The organism is Corallococcus sp. 4LFB, from assembly GCF_046520365.1.
GTDB lineage: Bacteria > Myxococcota > Myxococcia > Myxococcales > Myxococcaceae > Corallococcus > Corallococcus caeni.
In genome coordinates this window covers 1-11259 of the sequence record NZ_JBKGHJ010000276.1, presented here as the reverse complement: position 1 = coordinate 11259, position 11259 = coordinate 1, and the positions used below count along the sequence as shown (strand labels likewise).

Sequence of the window (11259 nt, the reverse complement as noted above, 5' to 3'; positions counted from 1 at the left end):
CGGCGGAGCGATGGCGGCGGGCGCGGACTGCACCTGCGACGCGGGCGCGCCGTCCCCCCACAGCTCACGGGGGAACGCGTCCCGCACCTCCGGGAAGCGCCACGGGAAGGCGAACTGCAGACCATCGCTGGAGACCTGGAGCTTGCCCTGGATGGAGCCGCTGTCGATGAGCAGCTCGATGGTCGGACCCGTCAGGGGCCCCCACGTGGTGCCCCGATCGTTCCGCACCCAGTACTGCCGGACCTCGCCCTCCGCCATGTGCCGTCCTGCTCTCATTCCCTCTGGTGCCGGGAAGCCGAAATTTTATCGCCGCCCGCGCCCGCCTCCAAGCGGACGACGTCCCCGCGAGCGGGCGGGCAGGCGTTTCAGGGCGTGGCGCCCTCGATGGCCGCCAGCCCCACGCTGGCGAGGCAGGCCGCGTCGGCCTGCTGCTCGGCGGGCGGGTCGAAGCAGTACACCTCGCTGTCGAAGACCTTGCACATGCCCGCCGGAGTCCCCGAGCACGCCACCTTGCCGTAGGCCGTGGTGCAGTTGTAGCCGCACACCGGGCCCGTCTCGCTCAGCTTGCACTGGGGCGCTGGCAGGCCCTTGCCCCACGCGCAGAGCGCCCCGGGCGACGGGTCGAAGCAGGTGACGTGGCCGTTCTGCGCCTTGCACACGCCCATGGGCGTCTTCGCGCACCGCACGCCTTCGGAGGCGTTCACGCAGTTGAAGCCGCACGCCATCTGCACGCCGTTGCTGACGCACTGCGCGCGCGGCACCTGCCGGCCGAACACCGCGAACACCGCGGCGGGCGGGTCGAAGCACGTCACGTTGCCGCCCTGGCTGCGGCACACGCCCATGGGCGTCTTCGCGCACTGCACCTTGCCGAAGTCGGTGGCGCACCCGTAGCCGCAGCCCACCACCCCGTCGATGGTCTTGCACTCCGGCTCCGGCAGCGCGGAGCCAAAGGCCTTCACCACGTAGGCGGGCGGGTCGAAGCAGACGGCCTGCCCGTCGATGACGGTGCACTTGCCCTGGAGCGTCTGGGCGCACCGCACGCGCTGTCCATCCGACTTGCACGCATAGCCACAGGACACGTGCCCGTCGATGGAGCGGCACGTGGCGGTGGTCGCGTCGGGCTGCGAGGGCGGCGCGGCGAGCGTCAACGCCAGCACGGTCATCAGGGTCGCGAGCATGGACCCCATTGACCCCCAAGCTTCAGCGCGACGCAAGCAACCGGCCGGGACGGCGCGCCGTCCGGGTGATAAGCGGGCGCCACCCGCGGCGAGGAGGCGGGCCCCACCGTGGACCTGGACGTCAGCGCGTTGAAGCTGGTGCTGCTGTGTGTCGCCGCGCTGAGCGCGGGCTTCGTGGACGCCATCGCGGGAGGCGGCGGGCTCATCACCCTGCCGGCGCTGCTGACGGCGGGCCTGCCCGCGCACGTGGCGCTGGGCACCAACAAGGGGCAGTCCGTGTTCGGCTCGGGCGCGGCGCTGGTGCGCTTCGCGCGCGCGGGGCTCGTGGACTGGAAGCTGGCCAAGGTGGCGTTCCCCTTCGGCCTGATGGGCGCGTTCGGCGGCGCGGCGCTGGTGCTGCTGCTCAAGCCGGAGGTGCTCAAGCCGCTGGTGCTGGTGCTGCTCATCGCGGTGGCGGTGTTCCTCGCCTTCCGCCGCGCGCCGCCGAGGCGGGACGGCGTGGAGCCCTCGCCCCGGCCGCGCGCGCAGGCCATCGGCGCGCTCATCGCGCTCTGCATCGGCACCTATGACGGCTTCTTCGGCCCGGGCACCGGCACGTTCCTCATCGTGGCGTTCTCTTCGCTCCTGGGCCACGGGCTGGCGCGCGCGTCCGCGGACGCGAAGGTGGTGAACTTCGCCTCCAACCTGGCGTCGGTGACGCTCTTCGCGCTCCGGGGCGTCGTGCTGTGGAAGGTGGCGCTGCCCATGGCCGCGGCGCAGTTCACCGGCGCGTGGCTGGGCGCGCACATGGCGGTGAAGGGCGGCGACAAGCTGGTGCGCGTCGTGGTGCTGGGCGTGGTGGCCGCGCTGGTGCTGAAGCTGGGGCGCGACGTGTGGCTGGGCTGGGCGGCCTGAGGCAGGCGCGCCCACCCCCGGCCCTCAGCCGATGTGCACCAGCAGCGCCAGGCCCCGCTTCGCCACGGCGGCGGTGAACTTCTGGAGCTCCACGAAGTAGGAGAGCAGCTCCTCCAGCGGATCCACGTCCTCCGCCGGCTCCTCCTCGTCCCAGGTGCCGGGGTAGATGTCCTCCGCCTGGAGCCGCGCCGGGTCGAAGCGCTGGCGCAGGTCCTCCACGGAGGTCTTCTTCAGCGCCTCCGCCAGCGCCTTCACGGAAGCCGCGTCGAACACGCGCGCGGTGCCTTCATCCGACGGGATGTCGCCCACGTCCTCGCCGCCGCGCACCAGGAAGTCCAGGGGCGGCGTCCCCTCCCACGCGGTGCCGGTGAGCAGGTACTGGAGGCCGTGCCACGCCTCGCCGATGTCCAGCTCCAGGAACGCCGCGCCCTTCGCGTCGCCGAAGTCCTCCTCGTCCTCCAGGAAGGGCTCCAGCGACTCCGGCGCCTCCTGCAAGGCCTGGCGCTGCGTCTCGGTGGTGCTGCGCAGCGTGCAGAGCATCTCCATGGGGCGGCCTACTCCACGACGACGAGCTTGGCGTTGTTCTCCACGGCGGTGCCTTCCCTGGCGAACACCTCCGTGACCTTGCCGGCCTTGGGGCTCTTGAGCTCGTTCTCCATCTTCATGGCCTCCACGACCACGAGCCCCTGGCCTTCCGTCACCTCGTCGCCCGGCTTGACCAGCACCTTCACCACCTTGCCGGGCATGGGCGCGAGGATGAGCTGGCGGCCCTCCACGGAGAAGCTGCCCGCGGCCGCGCGCATGCGCAGCTTGCGCTCATCCGCCACGTCGGTGCGGTTCACCTGCCCGCGCACCAGCGTGCCAATCTCGTCGCCGTTCTCCTCGAACTCGACGTTGTACGACTGGCCGTCCACCAGGAGCGACAGCGTGCCCTGGTCCACGGAGAGCGCGTCCACGTGGTATTCCTTGCCGTTCACCGTGAGCCGGTAGCGGTCCTGACCCAGTGACTCCAGGTCCACCGGCACCGACTCCTTCTGACCCTGCTGCTTCGTGAAGTAACGCATGGAGGAAAGGTCCTTCCTTGGGCTTGGGCAGGAAGTGGATCAGCGGCGGCGGCTCTTGAGCGCCAGGCGCCACGGGCTGATGCGGCCGCTGGCGTCACCGCCACCGCTGCGCGACGGGAGCGTCTTCGCGCGCTTCTGGTCGCGCTGGAAGGCGTGCAGCGTGCTCGCGAGCAGCGCCACCTCGCTGAGCTTGGGGTCCTCCTCGCCCAAGAGCGCCGTGTGCTGGCGGGTGAGGAAGCTGGTGTCGTAGTCCCCGCCCACGAACTCCGGGTGGGACAGGATGCCGTGCAGGTAGCGGATGTTGGTGGTGATGCCCTTCACCACGTACTCGGACAGCGCGCGCTTCGCCCGCGCGATGGCCTCCTCGCGCGTGGCGCCCCACACGGACAGCTTGGAAATCATGGGGTCGTAGAAGTTGGGCACCGTGAAGCCCGCGAACACGCCCGAGTCGTCGCGCACGTTCGGGCCGCTCGGCACGCGCAGCGCGTGGATCTTCCCGGGGCTGGGCATGAAGTTGCGCGCGGGGTCCTCCGCGTACACGCGCACTTCGATGGCGTGGCCGCGCGGCGGGGGCGCCTCGAAGAGGGGGAGCTTCTCTCCCTCCGCGGCGCGGATCTGCATGGCCACCAGGTCCAGGCCCGTGACCCACTCCGTCACCGGGTGCTCCACCTGGAGGCGGGTGTTCATCTCCAGGAAGTAGAAGTTGCGGTGCACGTCCACCAGGAACTCCACCGTCCCGGCGCCCACGTAGTTGACGGCCTTGGCCGCCTTCACCGCGACCTCGCCCATCTTCGCGCGCATCTCCGCCGTGAGGATGGGGCTGGGCGTCTCCTCCACCACCTTCTGGTGACGGCGCTGCGCGGAGCACTCGCGCTCGTTCAGGTGGATGGTGTTGCCGTACTGGTCGGCGAAGACCTGGATCTCCACGTGGTGGGGCTTCTCCAGGTACTTCTCGATGTAGACCGCGTCGTTGCCGAACGAGCTCATCGCCTCGCTCTTGGCGGAGCGCCACGCGGAGTCGAAGTCGGCCATGCCCTCCACGCGGCGCATGCCCTTGCCGCCGCCGCCGCCGGCGGCCTTGAGCATGATGGGGAAGCCGATCTTCTGCGCGTACTCGCGGGCCTCCTCGATGGTGGCGATGGGCTCCGTGGTGCCGGGGACGACGGGCACGCCCGCCTTGATCATGTTCGCGCGGGCGCGGGTCTTCTCACCCATGGCGTCCATGGCGGCGGCCGGCGGACCGATGAAGGTGATGCCGGCCTTCTCGCAGGCGCGCACGAAGGACGCGTTCTCCGACAGGAAGCCGTAGCCGGGGTGGATGGCGTCCGCGCCGGACTGCTTCGCGACCTCCAGGATGCGCTCCTGCACGAGGTAGCTCTCGCGCGAGGGCGGGGGGCCGACGAAGAAGGCCTGGTCGGCCGTGCGCACGTGCAGGGCGGAGCGGTCTGCTTCGGAGTACACCGCCACGGTGGCGATGCCGAGGTCCTTGCAGGTGCGCATCACCCGGATGGCGATCTCGCCGCGGTTGGCGACGAGCACTTTGCGGATCTTGGGCATGGGCGCCCGTCTAGCATGGGGCGCCCGGGATTGCCTGCCCCTACTTGCGCAGGTTCAGGTACTCATCCATCAGCTGCTTCGCCTGGGCGAGCTTCGCTTCCACGAAGCGGTCGTCCTCGTCCGGCTCCGGGGGCGTGGCGGGGTGCGCGGGGGCCTCCACGGGCTTGCCGTCCGGCCCGAAGTCCACCGCGGCGGCCAGCAGGTTGCGCGCCGCATTCCCGCTGAAGAGGCGGGCCAGGGCCGTCGTCTCCACGTCCAGCCAGCGCGCGGCCTGGCGCAGGACGTCCAGGTACTCGCCTTCCATGGCGCGCGGCGGGCGGCTGGGGGCGGCCATGCAGACGCGCGCGTAGCTGTGCTCCCGGTCCACGTACATGCCCATGGAGCGGTCGCGGAAGTCCTTGGAGAGGGCCTGCGTCATCGCGTCCAGGTGCTCCTCGGGGGAGGACACCTTGCCGGACGTCTTGCCGGAGACCAGGGGAATCTCCGCCACGTGCCAGCCACAGTCGGCCAGGGCTTCCGGACGGGACTCCACCCACTTGACCTCCGGAGTGGGCAGGTCCAGCCCCTCGCACACGCCTTTCAGCGTCTGACGCAGGGCGGTGAGGTTACCTTCGACGTCAGAGAGGAACAGGACGAGTCGGCGCTGCTGGGACACGTGGGGGGCTCCTTGAGTGGCCCCGTGAAAGCCCCGGCGTTACCTCAGAATTTCCGGAAGTAGCGACGCCCGCCTGCCCCCCTGGCGACGGGAGGCGTGCGGGCGGGCCCGGGACTACTTCTACAGCGGGATGTTGCCGTGCTTGCGGGGCGGGTTCTCCTGCCGCTTGTCCTTGAGCATCTCCAGCGCGCGGATGACCTTGGCGCGGGTCTCCTCCGGGCGGATGACCTCGTCGATGTAGCCCAGCTCCGCCGCCTTGAACGGGTTGGCGAACTTCTCGCGGTAGTCGTCCGTGAGCTTCTTGCGCTCGGCGTTGGCGTCCTGGGCCTTGAGCAGCTCGTTGCGGAAGATGATGTTCACCGCGCCCTCCGGGCCCATCACCGCGATTTCGGCGGTGGGGTAGGCGTAGTTGATGTCCGCGCGGATGTGCTTGGACGCCATCACGTCGTACGCGCCGCCGTAGGCCTTGCGGGTGATGAGGGTGATTTTCGGGACGGTGGCTTCCGCGTACGCGTAGAGCAGCTTGGCGCCGTGGGTGATGATGCCGCCCCACTCCTGGTCGGTGCCGGGGAGGAAGCCGGGCACGTCCACCAGGGTGAGCAGGGGGATGTTGAAGCAGTCGCAGAAGCGCACGAAGCGCGCGGCCTTCACGCTGGCGTCGATGTCCAGGCAGCCGGCGAGCACCGCGGGCTGGTTGGCGACGATGCCCACGCTCTTGCCGTTCATGCGCGCGAAGCCGACGACGATGTTCTTCGCGAAGTGCTCCTGCACCTCGAAGAAGTGCTTGGAGTCCACGATGGCGCGGATGATCTCCTTGATGTCGTAGGGCTTGTTCGGGTTCGCCGGGACGATGGTCTTCAGCGACTCCTCGGCGCGGAACGGGTCGTCCTCGCACGGCTGCGACGGCGGGTCCTCCTGGTTGTTGGAGGGCAGGAACGAGAGCAGCTCGCGCGTCATCGCGATGGCGGCCTGCTCGTTCTCCGCGGCGAAGTGGGCCACGCCGGACTTCTGGTTGTGCGTGAGCGCGCCGCCCAGGTCCTCCTTGGAGACCTCCTCATGCGTCACCGTCTTGATGACGTCCGGGCCGGTGATGAACATGTACGACGTGTCCTTCACCATCATGATGAAGTCCGTGATGGCGGGCGAGTACACCGCGCCGCCCGCGCACGGCCCCAGGATGAGCGAAATCTGGGGGACGACGCCGGACGCCAGCGTGTTGCGCAGGAAGATGTCCGCGTAGCCGGCGAGGCTCTCCACGCCTTCCTGGATGCGCGCGCCGCCGGAGTCGTTGAGCCCGATGACCGGCGCGCCCACGCGGGTGGCCAGGTCCATGATCTTGCAGATCTTCTGGGCGTAGGCGCCGGAGAGCGAGCCGCCGAAGACGGTGAAGTCCTGGGCGAACACGAAGACCTGGCGGCCCTCCACCGTGCCGTAGCCGGTGACGACGCCGTCGCCCAGGATCTTCTTGTCGCCCATGCCGAAGTCGTGGCTGCGGTGGGTGACGAACTTGTCCAGCTCGCTGAAGGAGCCGGGGTCGAGGAGCAGGTCGATGCGCTCGCGGGCCGTGAGCTTGCCGGCCTCGTGCTGCTTGGCGATGCGGTCGGCGCCGCCGCCCTGCTCGGCCTGCTGCTCCATCTGCTGGAGCCGTGCGCGCAAGGGATCGTTCTCGGGGGTCGTGGCCATGGGACGGCGCTCTAACACGATTGGAAGTCGGTGGCAGCGCTTCCCTTGCCTCTGGAGGGGGGGACGGACGGCCATGCCCCGTGTGCACGCGGCGGGGACGGGACGGAAGTTCAGGATTTCCGACACCGCGTCCGGGGCCGGTGCGGGGGACCAGGGAGGCTGGCGATGCGTGCGAGGCCGGGGACACTGCGGGTGGGAGCGTTCCGGGGGGTGCCCATCCGGGTCCATTTCTCCCTGCTGGTGGCGCTGCCGCTGCTGGCGCTGTCGTTCAGCGCGGCGCTCCAGCAGGCGGCGGAGACGGCGGACGTGCCACCGGCGGCGCTGGGTGGGCACCCGTGGGCGTGGGGGCTGGCGGTGGCGGTGGGGCTGTTCCTGTCCGTGCTGCTGCACGAGATGGCGCACACCTTCTACGCGCTCCGGCATGGCGGCGAGGTGCACGGCATCACGCTGATGATCGTCGGGGGCGTGTCGGAGCTGGCGGAGGTGCCCAAGCGTCCCCGGGACGAGGCCCTGATGGCGCTGGTGGGGCCGCTGACGAGCCTGGGCCTGGCGGCGCTCCTGGGCGCGCTGACGTGGGGGGTGCACGGCCTGGGGTTGTTCCAGGTGCAGTTCGCGCTCTTCACGCTGGCGATGCTCAACGCGGTGCTGGGGGTGTTCAACCTGCTGCCGGCGTTCCCCATGGACGGGGGGCGCATCGTGCGCGCGGCGCTGACGCCCCGGCTGGGGATGGTGCGGGCGACGAAGGTGGCGGCGGGGCTGGGGCGGGTGTTCGCGGTGGCGTTCGGCGTGTGGGGCCTGGTGACGCTGAACCCGTTCACGCTGGTGGTGGCCTTCTTCGTGTTGATGGGCGCGGAAGGGGAGTCGCGGCAGGTGCGGATGAAGGCGCTGCTGGAGCGTGAGCGGGTGGAGGCGCTGATGACGCCCCGGCTGGTGGGCGTGGACCTGGACCTGTCGATGCAGGACGCGCACTGGGCCATGAGGCGCGAGCACCTGAGCATGCTGCCGGTGACGAGCTCGGGGCGGCCGGTGGGGCACGTGACGTGGGCGGCGGTGCAGGCGGTGCCGGAGGAGCAGCGCGAGGGCTACATGGTGCGCGACGCGATGGAGGACGGGGTGGTGGCGGAGCTCTCCGAGGACGGGTGGACGGCGCTCAGGAAGATGGCGGAGGCGCGCGTGCCGCTGGTGGCGGTGGTGGACGAGGAGGGGCTGCTCGCGGGGACGCTGGACTGGAATGACCTCCAGCGGGGCATCACGCGGGCGGAGGAGGCGGAGCGCAACGGGTCGCGGACGGGGTGGCCGCGCGAGCGGACCGTGTAGGTTGGATGGAGGACGTCCGCCCTGCCAAGTGGGGCCCTCCATGTCCTCTTCGCTGTCACTCAAATGCGGCCTGCTGCTCGGCGGTTTCTTCCTGCTCGCGGCGTCTTCCGGATGCACCAGCAGCGGTGTGTCGTTGCGTCCGGATGGCACTCCGGGACCGCAGGAGTGCTCGGAGGAAGCCAAGCGGACGATGCGGGCCTTGAAGCTGCGTGTGGGCGATGCGCAGTTGGTGGAGCTTGACGCGAACCCGATTGGCTCACGGCGTCCCACGCTCTACGACGGGCCCATTGAAAGCATCCTGGAGGATGACTTTGGAACGCTGGAGGCGACGACCCGCTTGTATGGGCAGGTCTGGACGAGCGGTCCGCAGGTCGTCATCCGGTACTACGAGGCCCACCCACCGGACAGCGAGAAGTTCCCCATCTGCGCGGTGGCACGGCTCAGCCAGGACCAGATGCGGAAGAGTCCGGACTCGAAGCCCGGGATGGCGATTCTCGAAGGCTCCACCGCGGCGGCCTACGTCGTTGATGCGTTCCGGTAGCCTGGAGCGCCCCATGGGCCCGCTCACGGACGGCGCGACGTGCGGCACCACGGGTGAGCGCCGCGAGCTGCTGGGCATGCAGGTGGAACTGGTGCGCAAGTAGGCGCGCAGGCCGGGAGCCCGTGCTCGCCGAGGGGGCCGAGGCATTCAAGCCAAGGTTGGGCCGCCCATCATGCGCCGTAGGAAGCGTCCGAGCCGGAATTGGTACGCTGGCGCAGGGCCGGTCCAGACACCCGAGCGAAGAGGACACCTTGGTCTACGACGTGATCATCGCGGGGGCCGGCCCGGTCGGCCTGTTCCTGGCCTGCGAGCTGCGGCTCGCGAAGCGCTCCGTGCTGGTGCTTGAACGCCTGGAGGATCCGAACTCACCCCTGAAGCGGTTCCCGTTCGGAAGGCGAGGCCTCTGGGGTCCGAGCATCGAAGCGTTCCACCGGCGCGGATTGCTGGAGCAGCTCGCGCCGCGAACCGGAGCCAACCTTCGCGGGCCGGCGGGCCACTTCGCGGGCATCCCGTTCGACTTCAGCCACATCGATTCGTCGCGGTGGACGTACCGGCTCCCGGGGCCGGCCGACACCCAGTTCGGGAGCGAAATGGAGCAGCTCGAGCGCGTCCTCGCCGCTCACGCGCTCGCCCTCGGGGTTGAGATCCAGCGAGGCCAGGAGGTCGAAGGCTTCGAGGCCTCGGAAGATGAAGTCACCGTCCGTGCCGGCGGGAAGAGTGTTCTCGCGCGCTGGCTCGTGGGGTGCGACGGCGGTCGCAGCATCGTCCGCAAGCAGGGGGGCTTCGAGTTCGTCGGGACCGAGCCTGAGTTCACGGGGTACTCGGTCCAGGTGGAGGTCGCGGATCCGGAGAAGCTCCGGCCGGGCCGTCATTACACGCCGACCGGCATGTACACCCAGGGGCAGCCCGGGGTGATCGCGATGGCCGACTTCGACGGCGGCGCGTTCCATCGCACCCAACCCATCACGCTCGAGCACGTGCAGGCGGTCCTGCGGCGCGTGTCCTGCACGGACGTGACCCTCAAGGCGTTGCATGTGGCCACGACCTGGACCGACCGCGCGTATCAGGCAACGACCTACCGCAAGGGACGGGTGCTGCTGGCGGGCGACGCCGCGCACATTCATTCGCCGCTGGGCGGCCAGGGCTTGAACCTGGGACTTGGCGACGCGATGAACCTGGGGTGGAAGCTCGCCGCGACCCTCCGGGGGGATGCCCCCGAGGGTCTGCTCGACAGTTACACCTCGGAGCGGCACCCGGTCGGGGCGCGCATCCTCGATTGGTCGCGGGCCCAGGTCGCGTTGATGCGACCCAGCCCCGCTTCCCGCGCGCTCGAAGCCATCCTCCGCGACCTCATCGACACGCGCGACGGCGCGACCTACTTCGCTGAAGGTGTCTGGGGGGTGTCCCTCCGCTACGACCTTGGCGGGGAGCACCCGTTGGTGGGCCGCAGTTGCCCGGACTTCGAGCTGGAGGACGGAACGAGGCTCGGCGCACTGCTCCGGGATGGACGCGGTGTGCTGTTGGACTTCGGCCGACAGGCGTCGCTCCAGGCGCTGGATGGCCGTTGGGGCGAACAGGTCCGGTACGTGGCTGCCGACGCCAGGGAGCGCCGTGGAGTGAGCGCGCTGCTCGTGCGGCCGGACGGGTTCGTGGCCTGGGCGAGCGATACGACTCCCCAACCTGAAGAAGTCACTCGCGCTGCGGCGAGGTGGTTCGCGAGCCGCGGCTGAGAAGCAGCACGGTCCTTCAGTTCTTCTCCGGCAGCGACCAGTTCAGCTGGAAGCGGTGCGAGCCATTGGGCGCGCTGTCCAGCCAGCCGGTGATGCTGTCGCTCTTGGCGAGCAGGGGGCCCAGCTCCGTGCTCGCGCCGAAGAACGCGGCCAGCTGCGGGTCTCCCATCACGTCCATCAGCGACACCTGGGACAGGCCCCGCGCCACCTTCTTCGGATCCAACGTGAACTCCACCGCGCGCTTCAGCGGCCCGCCCTTCTCCGGCAGCGACGCGAGCATCGCCTGCGTCACCGTGGAGTCGTTGCCGAACACCAGTTGCTTGCCCTTGAGCCGCACGTAGACGCTGCCGCCCCGGGCCTCCATCGCGTAGCCGTCCTCCAGCGCCTTCGCGCCGGGGAACTTCGCCAGCGGGGCCAGCGCAGCCTTCACCGCCGCCGCGTCCGTCACCTCCGCCGCCAGCGCCTGCTTCGCCGCGAAGAAGCGCACCTCCGGCTTGCGCAGCGACCCCCTCACCGCCACCGAGTCCACCCCGAACAACACCTGCCCCGTCATCTGCTTCGCCAGCGCGTCCGTCACGGCCTTCACGTCCGCCGCGGGGCACGCGGGACACACCGACCGCACCGCGCCCGCCACGGACTC

General features: G+C 70.1%; 10 protein-coding genes and 2 pseudogenes. 4 read left to right on the top strand and 8 right to left on the bottom strand.

Annotated features, from left to right (window positions below):
- Together ACLEQD_RS26145 and ACLEQD_RS26140 are read right to left on the bottom strand one after the other, a co-directional pair.
- Positions 1-258, bottom strand: a pseudogene (locus ACLEQD_RS26145) (molecular chaperone DnaJ); the annotation flags it as partial.
- Positions 259-365: 107 nt separating this feature from the next.
- The gene (locus ACLEQD_RS26140) at positions 366-1178 is read right to left on the bottom strand and encodes a hypothetical protein (protein ID WP_410387690.1); all 813 of its coding nucleotides are present in this window, start codon (positions 1176-1178) and stop codon (positions 366-368) included.
- Positions 1179-1286: 108 nt separating this feature from the next.
- On the opposite strand from ACLEQD_RS26140, the gene ACLEQD_RS26135 reads away from it, so the two are divergent.
- The gene (locus ACLEQD_RS26135) at positions 1287-2072 is read left to right on the top strand and encodes a TSUP family transporter (RefSeq protein WP_410387689.1); all 786 of its coding nucleotides are present in this window, start codon (positions 1287-1289) and stop codon (positions 2070-2072) included.
- Positions 2073-2096: 24 nt separating this feature from the next.
- Here the strand turns inward: ACLEQD_RS26135 and ACLEQD_RS26130 are convergent, their stop codons facing one another.
- The 5 genes from ACLEQD_RS26130 to ACLEQD_RS26110 all read right to left on the bottom strand — a co-directional run bounded on the left by ACLEQD_RS26130 (position 2097) and on the right by ACLEQD_RS26110 (position 7031).
- Positions 2097-2618 carry a YfbM family protein gene (locus ACLEQD_RS26130; RefSeq protein WP_410387688.1) on the bottom strand — a complete coding sequence of 174 codons (522 nt, stop codon included), beginning with the start codon at positions 2616-2618 and terminating at the stop codon, positions 2097-2099.
- 8 nt (positions 2619-2626) lie between these two features.
- On the bottom strand, positions 2627-3136 hold the full coding sequence (locus ACLEQD_RS26125; RefSeq protein WP_410387687.1) for a biotin/lipoyl-containing protein: 510 nt from the start codon (positions 3134-3136) through the stop codon (positions 2627-2629).
- 39 nt (positions 3137-3175) lie between these two features.
- A complete protein-coding gene (locus ACLEQD_RS26120) occupies positions 3176-4693 on the bottom strand; it encodes an acetyl/propionyl/methylcrotonyl-CoA carboxylase subunit alpha (protein WP_410387686.1) in 1518 nt (505 codons plus the stop codon).
- Between the two features lie 40 nt (positions 4694-4733).
- Positions 4734-5348 (bottom strand): hypothetical protein, encoded by a 615-nt coding sequence (locus tag ACLEQD_RS26115; protein ID WP_171420459.1) that lies wholly within the window; start codon positions 5346-5348, stop codon positions 4734-4736.
- Positions 5349-5468: 120 nt separating this feature from the next.
- Positions 5469-7031 carry an acyl-CoA carboxylase subunit beta gene (locus ACLEQD_RS26110; protein WP_410387685.1) on the bottom strand — a complete coding sequence of 521 codons (1563 nt, stop codon included), beginning with the start codon at positions 7029-7031 and terminating at the stop codon, positions 5469-5471.
- A gap of 210 nt (positions 7032-7241) precedes the next feature.
- Between ACLEQD_RS26110 and ACLEQD_RS26105 the strand changes: the two genes are divergently transcribed.
- The 3 genes from ACLEQD_RS26105 (at position 7242) to ACLEQD_RS26095 (ending at position 10619) form a co-directional block, all read left to right on the top strand.
- Positions 7242-8348, top strand: a complete 1107-nt coding sequence (locus ACLEQD_RS26105; RefSeq protein ID WP_410387684.1) for a site-2 protease family protein — start codon at positions 7242-7244, stop codon at positions 8346-8348.
- Between the two features lie 40 nt (positions 8349-8388).
- Positions 8389-8889: a serine/threonine protein kinase gene (locus ACLEQD_RS26100; protein WP_410387683.1), complete on the top strand. Its 501-nt coding sequence runs from the start codon at positions 8389-8391 to the stop codon at positions 8887-8889.
- A 251-nt stretch (positions 8890-9140) separates the two neighbouring features.
- A complete protein-coding gene (locus ACLEQD_RS26095; protein WP_410387682.1) occupies positions 9141-10619 on the top strand; it encodes an FAD-dependent monooxygenase in 1479 nt (492 codons plus the stop codon).
- 16 nt (positions 10620-10635) lie between these two features.
- Here ACLEQD_RS26095 and ACLEQD_RS26090 read toward each other — a convergent pair.
- A pseudogene (locus ACLEQD_RS26090) lies at positions 10636-11259 on the bottom strand (hypothetical protein); the annotation flags it as partial.

What these genes read in the sequence shown, in the direction of transcription:
- ACLEQD_RS26140 (WP_410387690.1), bottom strand. Translation starts at nt 1,178, where the DNA reads ATGCTCGCGACCCTGATGACCGTGCTGGCGTTGACGCTCGCCGCGCCG.
- ACLEQD_RS26130 (WP_410387688.1), bottom strand. Translation starts at nt 2,618, where the DNA reads ATGGAGATGCTCTGCACGCTGCGCAGCACCACCGAGACGCAGCGCCAG.
- ACLEQD_RS26125 (WP_410387687.1), bottom strand. Translation starts at nt 3,136, where the DNA reads ATGCGTTACTTCACGAAGCAGCAGGGTCAGAAGGAGTCGGTGCCGGTG.
- ACLEQD_RS26120 (WP_410387686.1), bottom strand. Translation starts at nt 4,693, where the DNA reads ATGCCCAAGATCCGCAAAGTGCTCGTCGCCAACCGCGGCGAGATCGCC.
- ACLEQD_RS26110 (WP_410387685.1), bottom strand. Translation starts at nt 7,031, where the DNA reads ATGGCCACGACCCCCGAGAACGATCCCTTGCGCGCACGGCTCCAGCAG.
- ACLEQD_RS26100 (WP_410387683.1), top strand. Translation starts at nt 8,389, where the DNA reads ATGTCCTCTTCGCTGTCACTCAAATGCGGCCTGCTGCTCGGCGGTTTC.